Annotated in this window: 16 protein-coding genes; 13 read left to right on the top strand and 3 right to left on the bottom strand. The window is 62.6% G+C overall.

Going from position 1 to position 19,247, the window contains the following annotated elements; translation table 11 throughout:
• Window positions 1–115: 115 nt before the first annotated feature.
• Entirely contained in the window at window positions 116–520 is a 405-nt protein-coding gene (locus GWG67_RS21555) for a globin (RefSeq protein ID WP_275171293.1), read from the bottom strand.
• 477 nt (window positions 521–997) lie between these two features.
• Here GWG67_RS21555 and GWG67_RS21550 point away from each other — a divergent pair, with 477 nt between their 5' ends.
• The 8 genes from GWG67_RS21550 (at window position 998) to GWG67_RS21515 (ending at window position 9,981) form a co-directional block, all read left to right on the top strand.
• Entirely contained in the window at window positions 998–1,372 is a 375-nt protein-coding gene (locus GWG67_RS21550; protein ID WP_275171292.1) for a DUF2946 family protein, read from the top strand.
• Window positions 1,373–1,457: 85 nt separating this feature from the next.
• Complete coding sequence (locus GWG67_RS21545; RefSeq protein ID WP_275171291.1) at window positions 1,458–3,665, top strand: TonB-dependent receptor; 2,208 nt, start codon at window positions 1,458–1,460, stop codon at window positions 3,663–3,665.
• Between the two features lie 141 nt (window positions 3,666–3,806).
• A complete protein-coding gene (locus tag GWG67_RS21540; protein ID WP_275171290.1) occupies window positions 3,807–4,325 on the top strand; it encodes a copper chaperone PCu(A)C in 519 nt (172 codons plus the stop codon).
• A gap of 26 nt (window positions 4,326–4,351) precedes the next feature.
• Window positions 4,352–4,867, top strand: a complete 516-nt coding sequence (locus GWG67_RS21535) for a YcnI family protein (protein WP_275171390.1) — start codon at window positions 4,352–4,354, stop codon at window positions 4,865–4,867.
• Complete coding sequence (locus GWG67_RS21530) at window positions 4,867–6,429, top strand: copper resistance CopC/CopD family protein (RefSeq protein ID WP_275171289.1); 1,563 nt, start codon at window positions 4,867–4,869, stop codon at window positions 6,427–6,429. The genes GWG67_RS21535 and GWG67_RS21530 overlap by 1 nt, the downstream gene beginning before the upstream one ends.
• A gap of 152 nt (window positions 6,430–6,581) precedes the next feature.
• Entirely contained in the window at window positions 6,582–7,901 is a 1,320-nt protein-coding gene (proS, locus tag GWG67_RS21525) for a proline--tRNA ligase (protein WP_275171288.1), read from the top strand.
• A gap of 90 nt (window positions 7,902–7,991) precedes the next feature.
• Complete coding sequence (locus GWG67_RS21520) at window positions 7,992–9,272, top strand: lipoprotein-releasing ABC transporter permease subunit (RefSeq protein WP_007603606.1); 1,281 nt, start codon at window positions 7,992–7,994, stop codon at window positions 9,270–9,272.
• A 7-nt stretch (window positions 9,273–9,279) separates the two neighbouring features.
• Complete coding sequence (locus GWG67_RS21515; protein ID WP_275171287.1) at window positions 9,280–9,981, top strand: ABC transporter ATP-binding protein; 702 nt, start codon at window positions 9,280–9,282, stop codon at window positions 9,979–9,981.
• Window positions 9,982–10,059: 78 nt separating this feature from the next.
• On the opposite strand, the gene GWG67_RS21510 is transcribed toward GWG67_RS21515, so the two are convergent.
• The gene (locus GWG67_RS21510) at window positions 10,060–11,139 is read right to left on the bottom strand and encodes a zinc-binding alcohol dehydrogenase family protein (RefSeq protein ID WP_275171286.1); all 1,080 of its coding nucleotides are present in this window, start codon (window positions 11,137–11,139) and stop codon (window positions 10,060–10,062) included.
• Between the two features lie 108 nt (window positions 11,140–11,247).
• Between GWG67_RS21510 and GWG67_RS21505 the strand changes: the two genes are divergently transcribed.
• Complete coding sequence (locus GWG67_RS21505) at window positions 11,248–12,021, top strand: helix-turn-helix transcriptional regulator (RefSeq protein ID WP_275171285.1); 774 nt, start codon at window positions 11,248–11,250, stop codon at window positions 12,019–12,021.
• Between the two features lie 27 nt (window positions 12,022–12,048).
• Here the strand turns inward: GWG67_RS21505 and GWG67_RS21500 are convergent, their stop codons facing one another.
• Entirely contained in the window at window positions 12,049–13,467 is a 1,419-nt protein-coding gene (locus GWG67_RS21500; RefSeq protein WP_275171284.1) for a PLP-dependent aminotransferase family protein, read from the bottom strand.
• 125 nt (window positions 13,468–13,592) lie between these two features.
• On the opposite strand from GWG67_RS21500, the gene GWG67_RS21495 reads away from it, so the two are divergent.
• The 4 genes from GWG67_RS21495 to map all read left to right on the top strand — a co-directional run bounded on the left by GWG67_RS21495 (window position 13,593) and on the right by map (window position 19,246).
• A complete protein-coding gene (locus GWG67_RS21495) occupies window positions 13,593–14,057 on the top strand; it encodes a carboxymuconolactone decarboxylase family protein (protein ID WP_275171283.1) in 465 nt (154 codons plus the stop codon).
• Window positions 14,058–14,147: 90 nt separating this feature from the next.
• Complete coding sequence (locus GWG67_RS21490) at window positions 14,148–14,786, top strand: HD domain-containing protein (protein WP_275171282.1); 639 nt, start codon at window positions 14,148–14,150, stop codon at window positions 14,784–14,786.
• Window positions 14,787–15,268: 482 nt separating this feature from the next.
• Window positions 15,269–18,418, top strand: a complete 3,150-nt coding sequence (locus GWG67_RS21485; RefSeq protein ID WP_275171281.1) for a GAF domain-containing protein — start codon at window positions 15,269–15,271, stop codon at window positions 18,416–18,418.
• A gap of 78 nt (window positions 18,419–18,496) precedes the next feature.
• Window positions 18,497–19,246 (top strand): type I methionyl aminopeptidase, encoded by a 750-nt coding sequence (map, locus tag GWG67_RS21480; protein WP_275171280.1) that lies wholly within the window; start codon window positions 18,497–18,499, stop codon window positions 19,244–19,246.
• Window position 19,247: the final 1 nt, after the last annotated feature.

Below are 19,247 nucleotides of genomic sequence, written 5' to 3'. Positions count from 1 at the left end.
TCGGCGCGTCATTGATTGCGCGACCGATGTCCGAAAGTGTCTCACAAGAGTTGGTGCCACTCAATCTGCAATCAACGCGAGATTGCCGCAAGCCGCGTTGGTGCAGCGCAAAGCGTCAGGCCGGGACGCCCGCGAACGCGTCGATCTCGATGAGCACTCGGTCCCAGGCCTGCGCAATGTCCGGCGACCATTCATCGCGGAGGAGATCGCGCAGCGTATCCCTGATCACGGAGAAGAAGGCGATGAACAGCTCGCGCGGTGTGCCGTAGCCGTCGTGCGAGGCGACCTCGCACGCGATCAGCCGAAATTGCCCACGGCGATCACCGGCGAAGTCGAGAATCGCCTCGATCGTGAGTGCCAGCATCGATCCCATCACGAGTTCGCTGCCTTGGGTGCGGAACATCGCCCGCGTTTCGGGGTGCTGTTCGAACAGCCGCTGATAGACGTGTGGCGTGAGATCCGTGCAGCGCGAGGCTGCAAGTTCAAAGCTCTGTTCGATAGGATTGGAAGAAGTATTCATCCGCGCTTCAGCCCCGCAGACAAAAAAAGAGCGGGGCCCTAGCCCCGCTCGAAAATTGTGTCGACCCTATTATCCCCGATTCTAAGATTTGATCTTGATTGGCGGGGCGACGCTGCATTTTGCGCGCCAGGGGCTCCTCCCGAGACTTGGACCACCAGACTTCGACCTCGCGGCCAGCCTGAGCAAGCGGATGCTAGATCAACTTTTCTCACTTGTCATCATTTTCGGCAACGAATGTTCAAAATTCGAGCAATTGACGAAATGATCGGGCTTCCGGCCTTGTAACCATATGACAAATATAAGAAATCTGTGGATGGAGCAGGGGGCGGAACTGCCTCAAATGCCGAAGGTCCCCTCCCGCGGGCGGCCGGACCACAGTTTCCAAGGAATTTGCGCTGGACCAAGAAGGCGGCGGAACCGGGCTCGACTCGGCCATAACGCGGTGTTTAGTTAGTAGACGAACGAATGGTTCGGCGGATGCGCGCACGGCTGCAAAAATTCCTACCCCTGGTCCTGCTCGCCTTGGTGATGCAGGTGCTGGCGCCGATTGCCGCCTGTCTTGCGGCCGGCCAGGTCGTGGCCGATCCGCTTTCCGCCGCCGTCATCTGCCACAGCGCGAGCGAGCAGGGCGGCCTGAACGATCCGGCGGGTACGCCGGTCGCACATTCCGGTGCATGCGCCCTCTGTTGCTTGGCCCAAGTGGGCGCGTCGCTCGATTCGCCGTCGCATGCCGCGCTTTCCGTTCCCTTCCGCCACGCCGAGCGCGTGGTGTGGCACGCGGCGGAGGCATTCGCCGGCGCGGCCCATAAGGGCTCGAGTGCTCAGGCACGCGCACCGCCTCAACCTTCCTGACGACTCTCGTGATCGCCGCGGCCCGCCGCAGGCGATTGATGCTGTCGAATGGCCGGAGAGAAAGCCCGGCGTCAGGAATGCTCCCATGTTACGTTGTCATGCCCGCCGCGGCGTGAGCATCGTTGCCGTTCAGGCCGCGCTGCTTGCGTCGTCGAGCGGAACCTTTGCCCAAGGCAGCGGCGCAGTGCTGCCGCCAATCACGGTTGAGGCGCCTCAACAGAAGCGCGCGTCGGCGGTCCGAGCGCCAAGCAATTCTGCGCGATCGGCGCCCGTCACGCGAAGCCCGCGAACGACCCTATCGCCGCAGCAAACCGCGAGCGAACAGAGTGTAGGGGCTCCGGGCGCCCTGACGGTTCTGACTGCGCAACAAGCGCTGGCGGAGATTAACCAGACTCCGGGCGGCGTGGCGCTCGTATCGGCCGAGGCGTACAGGAACTCGACGCCATCCAACACGATAAAGGATGTTCTGGATTACGTGCCCGGCGTGTACGCCCAGCCCAAATGGGGCGACGACACTCGCCTTTCGATTCGCGGGTCTGGCCTGTCGCGCAATTTTCATCTGCGCGGCGTGCAGCTCTATATGGACGGCATTCCGATCAACACTGCGGATGGCTATGGCGATTTCCAGGAGATCGATCCGAGCGCCTACAAATATGTCGAAGTCTTCAAAGGCGGCAACGCGCTTCAGTTTGGCGCCAATTCGCTGGGAGGGGCGATCAACTTCGTGACTCCGACCGGCCGCGACTCGTTTCCGAATGGTGTGTCCTTCGACGTCGGAGGATTCGGCTACAAACGACTTCAGGCGAACGCAGGAGGCGTCAACGGGCCATGGGACGGTTTCGTTACCGCTTCCACGCAGGCCGCAGACGGATTTCGCGATCACAGCTTCGGCTCGAGCAACCGTTTGAGCGGCAATGTCGGGTATCAGTTCTCACCGGATGTCGAGACGCGGTTCTACCTCAATGCCAACGAAGTGCGGCAGCGAATCCCGGGTACCGTGACCAAGACATCCGCTTTGACCGATCCTGAAGCTGCTGCACCCGCGAATGTTGCGATGGATCAGCAGCGCAATATCGATACTGTCAGGCTCGCCAACAAAACCACCATTCGTTTCGATGACACCAAAGTCGAATTCGGGGCATTTGGCGTCGATCGCCATTTGATGCATCCGATCTTTCAATGGCTGGACTACCGTTACAAGGACTATGGAGGATTCGCGAAGATCACGGATGACCGCACCATTGGCGGCTTCCGCAACAGGCTGGTCGCAGGCGTCAATGTGCTGAACGGCAGCATCGACAACCAGCAGTTCGCCAACTTTGGGGGGCAGAAGGGCGCGCTGCTTTCTTCCTCGATCGATCGGTCGGAGAATACCTCCGCCTATGTCGAAGACAGCTTCTACGTCCTTCCAAATCTTGCAGTGATCGGCGGCACGCAATTCTTGTACGCGACCCGCAATCGGCAGGATCGTTTCCTCAGCGACGGGAATCAATCGGGGGCAACGCGCTTTAATATCTGGTCGCCGAAAGGCGGTCTGTTGTGGCAAATCGATCCGAGCTGGCAGGCCTTCGCCAATGTCTCGCGGAGCGCCGAGGTGCCGAGCTTTGGCGAAAGCGCGATTGGTCTCGGCATTCCGACGATCCCGTTCACCAGCATCCGCCCGCAGATTGCGACCACGTACGAAATCGGGACTCGCATGAAGCGATCTGATTACGTCTGGGAACTGACGGCCTACCGGGCCAACATTCGCGACGAATTGCAATGCCTCTATAGTGCTTTCGGCAATTGCAATGTGACCAACGCCGACCGCACCATCCATCAAGGCATCGAGGCCGGCGCGGGCGCAGCAATCTTTCGTGAGGTCTTCGTCAATGGTCCGGCGCCGGACAAGATCTGGCTAAATGTCGCTTATTCCTTCAACGACTTCCGCTTCGACAAAGATCCAACCTTCGGAAACAATCGACTGCCGGGAGCTCCAAGCCACTACCTGCGCGCGGAGCTTCTCTACAAACACCCTACCGGTTTCTATGTTGGACCCAACGTCGAATGGGTGCCACAGGCCTACTTCGTCGACAGCATGAATACACTGACGACAGAGCCTTACGCCCTGTTGGGATTGAAAGCCGGATTCGACAATGGCGGCCCGATGTCTGCCTACATCGAGGGGCGCAATCTCACCAGCAAGACCTACATAGCCAGCGCGAGTATCATCGATCGAGCGACGGCGACATCAGCATTGTTTGAGCCGGGCACGGGAAGAGCAGTGTACGCTGGAATGAGGTATCGATGGTGACGTGCAAATGGGCACTTGGGTCTATGTTCGGCTCCGCTGCAGGCCGGCGTTCCGAATGCCGCTGCTGACGGTGGCGGAAGGTCGTCGTGGAAGAATGCAGGGCCATTCTCGGCTCGATCAATCGTGAAAGAGGCAATCAATATGAAAAATATCGGACGAACTCTCCTTACAATTTCACTGTTGCTGACCGGCTGTGCCGTCGCACAGGCCGACGACGTCAAGGCGGGCGATCTCGTCATTTCGCAGGCGTGGAGCCGGGCGACGCCGGGCGGCGCCAAGGTCGCCGGCGGCTATCTCACCATCGAGAACAAGGGCACAGTGGCCGACAAGCTGGTCGGCGTTTACGCCGATATCGCGGGGAAGGCTGAGGTCCACGAGATGGCGACGGACAACGGCGTGATGAAGATGCGCCTGCTCGACAAGGGACTCGTGATCGATCCCGGCAAGACGGTGAAGTTCGCCCCCGGCGGCTATCACCTGATGCTCCAGGAGTTGAAGGGCCCCTTCAAGCAGGGGGACAAGGTGCCGGTGACGCTTCAATTCGAGAAGGCCGGCAAGGTCGCCGTCTCCCTCGACGTCCAAGGCGTCGGCGCCCAGGCGCCCGGCGATAGCGGACACATGATGAAGAAAATGCCTGATCATTCGGGAATGAAGATGTGATGAAACAGATCAAGCCTTCCATGACCATGCATCGAATCCTTGCGAGTCTGATCGTCGCGCTCGCAGCGTCCCCTGCGGCGGCGCATATCACGCTAGAGACCAAACAGGCGGCGGTCGGCTCCTACTACAAGGCCGTCTTCGCTGTGCCGCACGGCTGCAAGGGCTCGCCCACGGTGAAGATCCGGGTGCAGATTCCGGAAGGCGTGATCGCTGTGAAGCCGATGCCGAAGGCGGGCTGGACCGTCGATATCGTCGAGGGCAAATACGCAAATGAGTACGACTACCACGGCAACAAGCTTTCCACCGGCGTCAAGGAGGTGGCCTGGTCCGGCGGCAAGCTGCCAGACCACAATTACGATGAGTTCGTCATCAGCAGCTTCCTCACCACGAGCCTGAAGCCGAACACGACGCTGTATTTTCCCGTCGTCCAGGAATGCGAGACCGGCGTCAGCCGCTGGATCGAGATCCCCGCGGAGGGAGCGAAGCATTCGCACGAAGGCAGTTCTCCGGCGCCTGGCCTGAAACTCCTGCCAAAACCCTGATGCGCCTGCTCGCCGCGCTCGCGACGCTACTCCTCGTTGTCGGCTTCTCGACCGGCGCCTCGGCGCACGCGGCGCTCGTCGCGGTCGAGCCGGCGAGCGGCAGCATGCTCGCGAGCGCGCCGAAGGCGGTGGAGTTGCGCTTCAACGAGACAGTGACGCCGGGCGCCATCCAATTGATCGACGGCGCGGGCAGGGCGCGGGATGATTTGCGCGTCGACGCATCGGGCGAGACCATCTCGGTTGCGATGCCGGCGGACATGCCGCAGGGCACGGCGGTCGTCAGCTATCGCGTGATCTCGCAGGATGGCCATCCCGTTGCGGGATCGGTGATCTTCTCGATCGGCATGCCGACGGGGACGCAACCTCCCGCAAATGCCGATGGCGGATTGAACGTGCTGATCTGGCTGGCGCGGGTCGCTCTCTATCTTGGCCTGTTCGTCGGCGTCGGCGGCGTGTTCTTTGCGCGCTGGGTTGCGTGGTCGATGACCGGCATAACCGTTCCGTGCGTGGCGCTCGCCATCGGCGTCCCGAGCACGGTGGTCTCCCTTGGTGTGTTGGGGCTGGATCTCCTCGGGCTACCGCTATCGGCTCTCGCGACGATGGCTCCCTGGAAAGTCGCATCCGGGACCAGCGCGGGCCCAGCCTTGCTTGTAGCCGGCGCTGCAATGCTGCTCGCGCTGCTGGCGCTAGGCAACGCGTGGTGCGCGCGCGCTCTGGCGATCATTGCCTTCGTCGGCGTCGGCTTGTCGCTGGCCATGACCGGGCACGCCGCTACGGCACCGCCTGAACTGTTGACCCGGCCGGCAATCTTTCTCCATGGCCTCGGTGTCGCCTTTTGGATTGGGGCTCTCGCGCCGCTGGTCGCCCTGTTGTCGAGGCGGCCCGCCGCGGCATTGCCTGTCGTGAACCGCTTTGCTCGCCTCGCCGCGCCGGTCGTTGGCGTTCTCGCATTGACCGGCCTCGCGCTCGCCATCGTCCAGCTTGAAAAGCCGTCTGCATTGGTGGAGACCCGGTACGGACTGATCCTCTCGATCAAGCTTGCGCTGGTCCTCGTGTTGCTGGCGCTTGCCACGCTCAACCGCTTTCGCCTGACCCCGGCGCTGGCGGGGGATCACAAGGCCGCGCAGACCCTGAAGCGCTCGATCGTGCTCGAATGCGCCATCGCGCTCGGCATCTTCGCCGTCGTGGCCGGCTGGCGCTTCACGCCGCCGCCGCGAACGATCGTTCCGGAGACGCCGCTGGCGATCCACATCCATACCGACAGGGCGATGTTCCAGGTCCTGGTCTCGCCGGGTAAGGCGGGTATCGACGATTTCGTGCTGCAGCTCATGACCGGCGAGGGGGCGGTGCTCGAGGCCAAGGAGGTGACGCTGACGCTGAGCCTGCCCGAACGCGGCATTGAGCCGATGGAGCGGAACGCCTCGCGCGGGCCGGACCGCTATTGGCACGTGCGCAAGGTCGAGCTGCCCTTTGCGGGCCGCTGGCATGTGCGGATCGACGCTCTGGTGAGCGATTTCGAGAAGATCACGCTGGAGGACGAACTCGAGGTGGCAGCGCCCTGAATCGCGCTCTTCGGCACATCATGTCGAATCTGAAGTCGACGGAAAATGACAGGAATTCCGCTGTGTTAGCGGGTTTTCCTCATTCCCGGTCTTGTGTTTTGGCTCCCAATCCGGTTTCACTGCAAGCCGTCACTGATTCCTCGAGTATTGCCATGCGGTTGTCGCGGTTCTTTCTGCCCATTCTGAAGGAAAATCCGAAAGAGGCGGAGATCGTCTCGCATCGGCTGATGCTGCGTGCCGGCATGATCCGGCAGGAGGCCGCCGGCATCTATGCCTGGTTGCCACTCGGCTTCCGCGTCTTGAAGAAGATCGAGCAGATCGTGCGCGAGGAGCAGGACCGCGCCGGCGCGCTTGAACTGTTGATGCCGACGCTCCAGCTTGCCGATCTCTGGCGCGAGAGCGGCCGCTACGATGCCTATGGCCCCGAGATGCTGCGCATCGCCGACCGGCACAAGCGTGAGCTGTTGTACGGACCGACCAATGAGGAAATGATCACCGAGATCTTCCGCGCCTATGTGAAGTCCTACAAGAGCCTGCCGCTGAATCTCTATCATATTCAATGGAAATTCCGCGACGAGCAGCGTCCGCGCTTCGGCGTGATGCGCGGCCGCGAGTTCTTGATGAAGGACGCCTATTCGTTCGACCTCAACGAGGCCGCGGCGCGCGTCGCCTACAACAAGATGTTCGTGGCGTATTTGCGCACCTTCGCGCGGATGGGGCTGAAGGCGATCCCGATGCGCGCCGAGACCGGGCCGATCGGCGGTGATCTCAGCCACGAGTTCATCGTGCTCGCCGAGACCGGCGAATCCGGCGTTTTCATCAATCGCGACGTGCTGGACCTGCCGGTGCCGGGCGAGGACGTCGACTATGAGAGTGATTTGACGCCGATCATCAAGCAATGGACCTCGGTCTATGCGGCGACGGAAGATGTTCACGACGCCGCGCGCTTCGAGCAGGAAGTGCCCGCGGACAAGCGGGTGAATACCCGCGGTATCGAGGTCGGGCAGATCTTCTACTTCGGCACGAAGTATTCCGACGCGATGAAGGCGCTGGTGGCGGGCCCCGACGGTGTCGACGTGCCGATCCATGGCGGCTCCTACGGCGTCGGCGTCTCGCGCCTGCTCGGGGCCATCATCGAGGCCTGTCATGACGATGCCGGCATCAAATGGCCGGAGGCCGTTGCCCCGTTCCGCGTGTCGATTCTCAACCTCAAGCAGGGCGATGCCGCGGTCGATGCGGCCTGCGAGAAGCTCTATGCGGAGCTGTCCGCCAAGAGCGTCGACGTGCTCTACGACGACACCGACCAGCGGGCCGGAGCCAAATTCGCCGCCGCCGACCTGATCGGCATCCCATGGCAGATCATGATCGGGCCGAAAGGGCTTGCCGACGGCAAGATCGAGCTCAAGCGGCGAAGTGACGGCGCCCGCGAGACCATGTCGCCTGCGGACGCGGTCGCAAGACTTGTGGGCTGATAAGGCTGGTCGGCTGAATATTGTTCATCGCCCGAGATCGCGGCCGCCAATCCGGCCACATTTGACCCCGAATCATGGGACTATCGAGCGATGGATGAGACCATGACCGAAACCGTTCAAACCGCGCCTTTTGCGCCATTCGAGTGGATGCTGTCGGCGCGCTACTTACGGGCGCGCCGCAAGGAGGGATTCATCTCGGTCATCGCCGGGTTCTCCTTCCTCGGTATCATGCTGGGCGTGGCGACGCTGATTATCGTCATGGCCGTCATGAACGGCTTCCGCAAGGAGCTGCTCGACAAGATCCTCGGGCTCAACGGCCACATCCTGGTCCAGCCGCTGGAATCGCCGCTGACCGACTGGAAGGACGTCGCCGACCGCCTCAGCCAGGTCCAGGGTATCCGGCTCGCAGCGCCCGTGGTGGACGGCCAGGCGCTGGCGTCATCGCCGTGGAACGCCTCCGGCGTCCTGGTGCGCGGCATCCGCTCCGACGATCTCAACAATCTCACCTCGATCGCCAAGAACATCAAGCAGGGTTCGCTCGAGGGTTTTGACGACGGGCAGGGGGTCGCGATCGGCCGGCGCCTTGCCGACCAGTTGTCGCTGCACGCCGGCGACAGCATCACGCTGGTGGCGCCGAAGGGCGCGGTCACCCCGATGGGCACGACTCCGCGCATCAAACCGTACAAGATCGCCGCGGTGTTCGAGATCGGCATGTCGGAGTATGATCTCGGCTTCGTCTTCATGCCGCTGGCGGAGGCGCAGGCCTATTTCAACCGCAGCAACGACGTCACCTCGATCGAGGTCTTCACCACCAATCCGGATCAGATCGTCGCGTTTCGTCAGGCCGTGACGGAGGCGGCGGGCCGGCCGGTGTTCCTGGTAGACTGGCGCCAGCGCAACTCGACCTTTTTCAACGCGCTCCAGGTCGAGCGCAACGTGATGTTCCTGATCCTCACCATGATCGTGCTGGTCGCGGCGCTCAACATCGTCTCCGGCCTGATCATGCTGGTGAAGGACAAGGGCAGCGACATCGCGATCCTGCGCACGATGGGGGCCTCGCAAGGCTCGATCATGCGCATCTTCCTGATCACGGGCGCTTCGATCGGCGTGGTCGGTACGATGGTCGGATTCATCGTCGGGCTGGTGATCTGCCTCAACATCGAGTCGATCCGGCAATTCCTGTCCTGGCTGACCAGCACCGAGCTGTTTTCGCCAGAGCTGTATTTCCTGTCGAAGCTGCCCGCCGAGATCGACATCGGCGAGACCTCGGCCGTCGTGATCATGGCGCTGACGCTGTCGTTCCTGGCGACGCTGTATCCGTCCTGGCGCGCCGCGCGCCTCGATCCCGTCGAAGCGCTGCGGTACGAGTGAGGGGCTGATGGAGCAGCAGGGGGCGGAAGATGTACCGGTCATTTATCTCCACGAGATAAAGCGCCAGTACTTGCAGGGCGAGGTGCCGCTGACGATCCTCGACGGCGCCAAGCTCGCGCTGTGGGCGGGCCAGTCCGTCGCGCTGGTGGCGCCGTCAGGTTCGGGCAAGTCGACGCTGCTGCACATTGCTGGTCTGTTGGAAGCGCCCGATTCCGGCGAGGTCTACGTCAACGGCGCGCCGACCTCGCAGCTGCCCGACATCGAGCGCACCCAGCTTCGCCGCACCGACATCGGCTTCGTCTACCAGTCTCACCGGCTGCTGCCGGAGTTCTCGGCGCTGGAGAACGTCATGATGCCGCAGATGATCCGCGGCCTCAAAAAGTCCGAGAGCGTCAAGCGCGCCAAGGAGATCCTCGGCTATCTCGGCCTCGGCGAGCGTATCACGCACCGCCCGTCCGAGCTGTCCGGCGGCGAGCAGCAGCGCGTTGCGATCGCGCGCGCTGTGGCCAATGCTCCGCGGGTGCTGTTTGCGGACGAGCCGACCGGCAATCTCGATCCGCACACCGCGGACCACGTTTTCCAGGCCCTGATGCAACTCGTCAAGGCGACCAAGGTCTCCATGTTGATCGCGACCCACAACATGGAACTCGCCGGCCGCATGGACCGCCGCGTGTCGCTGTCGAACGGCCAGGTGGTCGAGCTCGAATAAAAAACGCGAAAACAACCCCATGCACAGTAGCCAAGTGCTTGGCCGGACTGACGAAAAAAATGGCGTTCCTCGGGGTGCTCAAGGCCGGATCACCGTCAATTTGAACGGTCCGCCATTGGCGGCGGCATGGTCCACCGCCTCGTTGGCGTGGTCGAGATCGAAGGCGGTGGCCTCGTACTCCTCCAACCTGAGCAGTCCCGCGCGCACCAGCGCGATCAGGCGGCTTGCCGCATCCGGCGGATACATCCAGACGCCGTGGATGCTGATGCAGTTGCGCATGATCCAGGGGTAGGGCAGCTCGAGGCCCGCGCCGCCCGCCATGCCGACACCACCCATCAGCACGACGCGGCCGTATGCGCGCACCGTCATGATCGCCGCGCGCACTACATTCGTGCTCACCGAGGGCGGCATGATGTCGAGCACGCAGTCGATCGGCACGGGCGCCGCGCGCTTCATGCTCTCGCGGTCGTCGTCCTCATTGCCGGAGAGCCTGACTGGCTTCACGCGATCGCCGAAGCGGCGGACGAGGTCGGCCAAGATCTTGTCGTTGCGGCCGGGCGCGACCACGCAGGCCGCGCCCATCGCGAGCGCGACCGAGACGGCCGCACTGCCGAAATTGCCGGTGGCGCCGCTCACTAGCACGGTCTCGCCGGGCTGAAGGTTGGCGGCAAGGAAGCCGCCATAGGGCACCAGCAGCGTCCCCAGCGCACACCATCGCGTGGCGTCCTCCGGCGTGATCGTGCCGAGCCGTTTGACATTCTCCGTCGGCACCCTCATCTGCTCGGCAAACGAGCCGTGGCGAAAATGCTGTTGCAGGCGCATGGCGCCGGCACCGGGGGCAGTGAGTCCTTGCAGGGCAATGTCGGGCGCTGCGGCGTCGTCGCGCGAGCGCACCGTCGGGTCGCAGAACACCCAGTCGCCAACGCTGAGCTTCGTCGCGTCCGGGCCGATGGCGCGCACCCGGCCGATGCCGCCAGGCCCCGGGATAATCGGCAGGTCGAGCGCATAGTTGCGCGCACCGCTGAAAACCTCGTTCATGTAGGACAGCACGCGCGTGGCGACGACGTCCACGATGACCTCGCCGGTCCCGAGCACCGGTTCGGGTGCATTCTCGATGACGAGCGGAGATCCCAGGGATTTGAGTACGGCGGCTTTCATGGTGGTCACCTCATGTTCGGGTGACACCCATATGCGCCGCCTTTCCAGGGCCAGGAAGGCCTGGTATTATCCTAGTATTCCACGGGCCCTCCATCGAGGCATGTCAATATGGCCGACCCACGCCGCGTCGAATTCGGCGACTTCCTCCGCTCCCGCCGCGAAAAGCTGTCGCCGAAGACGGTCGGGCTTCCCGCCGGCCGGCGGCGCCGCACGGCGGGCCTGCGCCGCGAGGAGGTCGCGCAGCTCGCCGGCATCGGCGTCGACTGGTACATCCGGCTCGAACAGGGCCGCACCGTCAGCCCTTCGGTCACGACTGTCGATGCGCTGGCGCGCGCGTTGCGCCTTAGCAAGACCGAGCATGCGCACCTTAAGGCGCTGGCACGCGACGGCGTGAGGGGCGCGTTTGCGCGCGAGGTGGTGCCGCCGCCCATACGGCGCCTGATCGAGAGCCTGCCGCATCCGGCCTACATCACCGGGCGGCGCTGGGACGTGCTGGCCTGGAACGCCGCCGCCGAGGAGGTCTTCGCATTTGGCCGGTTGCCCGAGGAGGATCGCAACACGCTGCTCTTGATGATGACCAACAAGCGCACGCGAAAATTCTACGGCGCGGGCTGGGCCGATGTGGCCAAGCGTATGGTCGCGATGTTTCGCACCACTCACGACGTCTGGGCCGGCGATCCCGCCTTTACGGAATTGCTGACGCGGCTGCGCCAGGGCAGTCCGGAATTCGTCAAATGGTGGGAAGCACACGAGATCCGCAGCACTGCCGCAGGCCTCAAGACCATGAACCATCCGACCAAGGGCGTGCTCCGGTTCGAGCACACGAGCTTTCAGGCCAATGACGATCCGGCGCTGAAGCTGGTGATCTATACGCCCGTGTAGATTGCGGAAGCATAGGGCCCGAGCTCGTCATGTATGACGGTCGATGATCTGAAGCAGCCGATCGCAGGAGGCCTCGATCCTCTTATGGGGCGATGTGGCGATGCCCAGCAACAGGCCGGATCGCGCCGAGGCCGCAGACGCATGCCATAGCGACAGGGGCGTGGGCGCCAATCCAAACGATGCCGCTTCCCTCGCGATCGCGACGCCGGAGGTTCCGTCCGGCAGTCTCAAGACCGCGGCCAATCCGGCGATCGCAACGTCCTTCGCGACGTCCTTGGCGCGTGCCTTCAAATATTTCAGCAGCGCATCGCCTTGCGCGGCATAGGCCCGCTTCGTGCGTCGAAGATGCCGTAGATAGTGGCCGTCGCGGATGAATTCGGCGGTTGCGATCTGTACGGAGGGCCCGGGGGCCGGAGCGAGGCATGCCGCAACCTCGGCAAAACGGGATGCCAGAGAGGCGGGTGCAACGACGAAGCCCAACCGCAACGCAGGAGTCAGGGTCTTGCTGAAAGACCCGATGTGAATGACGCGGCCGAAACGATCGAGAGAGGCGAGCGCAGGTGTGGCCCGGCCCTTCAGCTGAAGCTCGCTCAGATAGTCGTCCTCGATCACCCAGACCCGTTCCTGGGCTGCCCAGTCGAGCAGACGTGAACGTCTTGCCAGCGACAATGTGGAGCCAAGCGGTGCCTGCTGTCCGGGGGTCACGACGACCAATGCTGCATCGGGAGCGTGTTTCAGGCCGTAACCGACGTCGATGCCGTCCGCGTCGACCGGGATCGGCGTGATCAACAACCTTGCAAGCTCAAGGCCGTGCCTTGTGAAGGGGAAGCCCGGGTCCTCCATCCAGACCTTTTTCTGCTCGAGACAGAGAACCCGGAGTGCCAGTCCGAGCCCGCTGCTGAAGCCGGCCGTGATGATGATCTGCGACGGTGCACATTCGATACCCCTCGCCAGCGCGAGATACGCAGCGATGTCGCGCCTCAATTCCAGCTCGCCGCGGGGATCCCTGTAGATGGCCGGCGCGCTCGTCTCCGCGCGCACCGCCCGCGTGCGCATCCTCGAGAACAGCTTGGCAGGAAAGGTCTCGTGAGCGGGCACACCCATCTGGAAAATGGCCGGTCCCGCAGTGAGCTCCTGGTACATTTCCATGAACGAACCGGGGTGGGGAGCTGCTTCCTGCCGAGGAGTAAAGGCGGGTCGATCCGCAACATGCGTTCCGGTCGCGCGCGACGCGACGATCAGTTGCGCGGATGAGAGCTTTTCGTAAGCCGAACGCACGGTGCCGCGCGCGACACCCAGCTGAGCCGCCAAATCCTGCCAGGACGGCAGACGAGCTCCCGGCGCGAGCACGCCGCTCTCGATGGCAGCTCCGATACCTCTGCGGATTTGTTCCGCCAATGGCGTCTTCGCAGATCGATCGAGCTCCAGCCGCAGCGGTTTGACCATGCCTCCGTAGTACACGATGTTTGTCCATTCCTGGTGCTATTTTGTAGACCAGCGCGGGGACATTTATCGGACAAGGAAAGTACGCGGCGACAGCCGCCGAACAGAACCGATCATGGAGTATGAAAATGGCTAAGCGTCTCGATTACGACCGCATCGCACCCGCAGGGATGAAAGCGCTCGGCGGCGTCTACGGCTATGTCATGCAGAGCAATCTTCCTGCAACGCTTGTCACTCTGGTCTATCTGCGCATTTCGCAGATCAACAATTGCGCCTACTGCCTCGACATGCACACGCGCGATCTGCTGAAGAGCGGACAGAAGATCGAAAAGATCGCGCTGGTGCAGGCCTGGGCGGAAGGCGGTCATCTCTTCGACGAGCGGGAGCGTGCCGCCCTCGCATGGGCTGAAACGGTGACCCGTGTGGCTGAAACCGGCATCCCGGATCAAGCTTACGAGGCTGCCCGCGCCGTCTTCGAGGAGCGCCAGCTCGTCGATCTCACCATCGCGATCGGCCTGATGAACGCGTACAATCGCATGGCAATCAGCTTCCGAAATACGCCACAGGCCGCGAAGGAGGAGATGGCAGCCTGACCGCGGTGCCAGACGGGAAGAGGGTAAACACATGCCTTCGACTGCGAAGGCATGTCCTGAGATATCAGAGATGCAAGGCAGGAGCTTGAAATGACCTTTGCAATTTCCGGCGTGAAGATTCCCGACAGCAAGATCGCACGAGAGGCCGCCGGGCTGGTGCGCCAGTACGAAAGCGACATGTTGTTCAACCACTCGGTCCGCGTCTTTGTGTTCGGCGCGATCAAGGGACATCGGCAAAATCTAAAATTCGATCCCGAGCTGCTCTACATCGCGGCGCTGTTCCACGATCTCGGGCTCGTCGGCCATTGCCACACGCAGACCAAGCGGTTTGAAGTTGACGGCGCGGATGCCGCCCGCGAATTTCTGAGGGGGCACGGCATTGACGAGCCAAAAGCCGATTTGGTTTGGGAGGCGATCGCGTTACATACGACGCCTGGAATTCCACAATACATGCGGCCGGAAATCGCTCTCACGAATGCGGGCGTTTTGGTCGACGTCGTGGGGATTGGCTATGATGAGTACACGCCAGAGCAGCGCAACCAGGTGACCACCGCATTTCCGCGCGGTGATTTCAAGAATGACTTCCTTCAGATACAAACCTGCTCAGCCTTGAAGAAGCCGCAGACTACGTTTGGCACGATCAATTTCGATTACATCGAAGATCACGATCCCACATTTCGCAAGCCGAACGCGTGCACTCGCATCCGCAACACGCCCTGGCAGAGCTGAGCCCTTCGGCGCGGTGTTCGGGCTTTGCTACATTGGCTTATGGGGCTTATGGCGCCGGTGCGGCCGGAGGCGTTGCGCTGGCGTTCGGCCGCTGAATGGCCGGCCAGGGTTATTCGGAGTCGGCGTCACCGACGCGCATGACGCCGGGCGAGCATGAAACGACGGGGACCACGCGGGGTGAAAAGCAGACATTGATGCTACACGACGATCCGCGCTGCCACAACTTGCGGTCGCGCGTCCGCACGGGTCTGTCCGCGACGTCTGGATTGGCAATCAGGGGGCCCGATGGAGCTGGCCAGAACGGCAGTCTCCCAGGGGACGGTACTGACGGGAACCTAAATGCGATCATGCGGTTATCGCGCAGATAATTTGCGCGACCCGCCTGCATGTTCAGGCGGGCTACCTGGGGTCGAAGCGAACAGTAGCGGGACGATCAAACAGCTAGCTCATCGTGGAGTTAGGGAAGTGGCAGGGGAAGACCAATGACGACAGCGACCGGGGTCCGCTCGGCCGATCGCAATTCCGTCTTAGCCACGCTCGGCGACTACATCCGAGAGATCAACAATCCCGACGATCTCGCCTATGCTGCGGCGGAGCTGCTTGGCCGCAGCCTGAACGTCAGCAGGGCAGGCTACGGCACGGTCGATACCTCAGCCGAGACCATCACAATTGTCCGCGACTGGAACGCACCGGGCATCCTGAGCCTCGCAGGCGTGCTGCGCTTCCGCGACTATGGCAGCTACATCGAAGACCTCAAGCGCGGCGAGACCGTCATCTGTGCCGATGCGGAAAAAGACCCTCGCGTCGGCGATCGTGCCGAGGCTCTCGAGGCGATTTCTGCGCGCGCGCTCGTCAACATGCCGATCTCGGAGCCCGACGGGGTCGTGGCGCTGCTGTATCTGAACGATGCCAGGCCCCGCGAATGGAGCCCCGAAGAGCTGGAGCTTATCCGCGATGTTGCCGAGCGCACGCGCACGGCCGTCGAGCGCCGCCGTGCGGAGACGGCTGTGCGGGAGAACGAAGCCCGGCTGCTTTTCCTGGACGCGCTCAACAAGGAGACGGCCAAGACTCGCGATGCCGACGGCGTGATGGCGGTCACGACCAAAATGGTCGGCCAGCATCTCGGCGTCTCGAACTGCGCCTATGCCGACATGGATGCGGACCAGGACGGCTTCACCATACGCGGAGATTGGGCGGCGCCGGGCGCAATGCATATCATCGGTCACTACAGCCTGGCTGACTTCGGCAAGAAGGCGGTGCGAGAGCTCGGCGCCGGCAGGCCCCTCATCATCAATGACAATTTGAAGGAGCTTGCGCCTGAGGAGGCCGCCACTTTCCAGAACATCGGGATCGGTTCGACGATCTGCAAGCCCCTGGTGAAAGAAGGACGACTTACCGCCTTGATGGCCATTCATCATCGGGGCCCGCACCAGTGGACGCCGCGCGAACTCGCCTTGCTCACCGAGGTGACCGAGCGATCGTGGGCCCACATCGAGCGCGTCCGATCGGAACAGGCAGCGCGGGAAGCCGCCGAACGACTGACGCTTGCGAACAACGCGGCTGGTATCGGCACCTGGGACTACGACCCGGTCAACAACGTTCTTCGATGGGACAGCCGCTGCAAGGAGGTGTTCGGTTTACCGCCGGACGCCGAAGCCAGCTATGAAGGGACGTTCCTGAAGGGCCTTCATCCCGAGGACAGGCAGCGCGCCCACGAGGCGGTGTCCGCGGCGCTGACGCCGCACGCGCCAGCACACTACAATATGGAATACCGAACCATTGGCATCGAGGATGGGGTCGAACGCTGGATCGCCGCGACCGGTCAAGCCATCTTCGCCAACGGTCAGGCTGTTCGGTTCATCGGAACGGTACTTGATATCACCGCGCAAAAAAAAACCGAGCGTCATCTCAGAATACTGAATGATACCGGCGCTTCGGTCTCTCGCGAACGCGACCTCGACAAGATCGTCCAGATCGTGACGGATGCCGGCGTCGGACTCACCGGTGCTCAATTCGGCGCCTTTTTCTACAACGTTCTGGCGCCGGATGGCGGCAGCTACATGCTGTATTCGCTGTCGGGTGCGCCGCGATCCGCGTTTGAAAACTTTCCGATGCCCCGCAACACCGCCGTCTTTAGCCCGACCTTCGAGGGCTCTGGCGTGGTGAGGTCCGACGACATCCTGCAGGACCCCCGCTATGGCAAGAACGCGCCGCGGAAAGGCATGCCCGAGGGCCATCTTCCGGTCCGATCCTACCTGGCGGTCCCCGTGATCTCGCGAACCGGCGAAGTCCTCGGCGGACTTTTCTTCGGTCACGGCGAGACGGGTAAGTTCCAGGCAGAGCATGAGGCCGCCTTGCTTGGTATTGCGGGCCATGCCGCCACCGCTATCGACAACGCCCAGCTCTTGACTCGGCTCGAGGCGCTCAATGCCGGATTGGAACAACGTGTTGCCGACGAAATCGCCGAGCGCATGAAAGCAGAAGAGCAATTGCGGCAATCCCAGAAGATGGAGGCCGTTGGGCAATTGACCGGAGGTATTGCCCACGACTTCAACAATATGCTGGCCGTGATTCTCGGCAGCCTGAATCTTGCCAAGCGGCGGCTCGGCAGGGGAGAGGTCAGCATAGACCGCTTCATCGAGGGCGCCATCGACGGTGCAAATCGCGCCGCCACGTTGACGCAAAGGCTGCTCGCTTTCTCGCGCCAGCAGCCTCTCGCGCCTGAGGTCGTGGACATCAACAAGATGGTCGGCGGGATGAGCGAGCTGCTCGAGCGATCGCTTGGCGAGCTTATCCGCCTCGAGACGGTGCTGGCGGCTGGCCTCTGGCGGGTCAAGGCAGACCCGGCCCAGCTCGAGAGCGCGATGATCAATCTCGCGGTCAATGCGCGCGATGCCATGCAAAAGGGCGGCAGGCTGACGATAGAAACCAGCAACGCCTCGATCGATCGAATGTATGCTCGCGAGTACGCACTCGCACCCGGGCAGTACGTTCTCGTGGCCGTGACGGACAACGGCACGGGAATTCCGGCCGATGTGCTCGGCAAGGTGTTCGATCCGTTTTTTACGACCAAGGTCGTGGGCAAGGGCACCGGCCTCGGCCTCAGTCAGGTCTATGGTTTCGTGCGGCAGTCGGGCGGCCATGTCAAAATTGACTCGGAAGTCGATGTTGGCACGACCGTGAAGATCTACCTGCCACGCTTCGCCGGCGAGGAGGCGGGCTCAGATCCGTCGCAGGAAGAGATACCTGCCGGTGCAAGCCATCAGAACGAAACCATTCTCGTCGTGGAAGACGACGAGCGCGTCCGCAGCATGTCTTCCGAGAGCCTGCGCGAACTTGGCTACACCGTCATCGAGGCAGCCAGCGCCAAGGAGGCGATCGGGACGATCGAAAATGGCTTCGTCCCAGATCTGCTGTTCACGGATGTCGTCATGCCCGACATGACGGGCGCCGAGCTTGCGGCCGAGCTGTCGAAACGATACCCGGAGCTGAAGGTGCTGTTCACCACCGGCTACACGCGCAATGCAATCGTTCACAATGGCGTGCTCGATGCCGGCAAGCATCTGCTTCCCAAGCCCTTCGCCATCGACGACCTGGCTGCCAAAGTCCGCAGCTTGCTCGACGATATCTGAACGCGTTTTGGAAACGATCTCTTCCGTTTGCAAGCCGCCTTCACAAGGGCTATGTCCCGGCTTTCGGAAGAGCATGACATGACAATCTCGGATGACAACGACCTCGCGCGCCTGAAAGAGATCGGGCGCATCGTCGCCAATATCCTGGAGGCAATGGGGAAGGCGCTCGAGCCGGGCATGACCACCTCCGAGCTCGACCAGATCGGGCGAACATTGCTGGAGGCTGCCGGCGCACGTTCGGCTCCGGAGCTGGCCTACGACTTTCCCGGGGCGACCTGCATCAGCGTGAACGAGGAGATCGCTCATGGCATTCCCGGCGATCGGCGGATCGCGCGCGGGGATCTCGTGAACATCGACGTATCAGCCGAGAAGCACGGCTTCTTTGCGGATACGGGAGCGTCGTTCGCCGTTCCACCCGCAACCCGCGCGGTTGAACGTCTTTGCAGGGATGGCCGGCGCGCGATGTGGACGGGCCTGCAGCAGGTTGGAGCCGGCAAGCCGATCGCCGGAATCGGTCAGGCCATCGGGACCTTTGCGCGGAAGAACGGTTACAGCCTGGTCAGGAACCTTGCCAGTCACGGCGTCGGCCTGTCGCTCCACGAGGAGCCGACGGAGATCGCAACATGGCCCGACCGCTCCGAACGCCGCGTCATGAGCGAAGGCCTGGTGTTCACCGTGGAGCCGTTCCTGTCCCTGGGCGCCGAATGGGCACAGGATGGCGATGATCCATGGACGCTCTACAGCAGCCCCGAGGCGCCGACCGTTCAATACGAGCACACTGTGATCGCCACGCGAAGCGGACCGTTGATCGTGACGATGGCTGGTTAAG

The sequence above is a fragment of the Bradyrhizobium sp. CSS354 genome, assembly GCF_029051725.1.
Taxonomy (GTDB): Bacteria; Pseudomonadota; Alphaproteobacteria; order Rhizobiales; family Xanthobacteraceae; genus Bradyrhizobium.
Note: the sequence above shows the minus strand (reverse complement) of the source record. Positions and strands in the feature narration are given on the sequence as shown.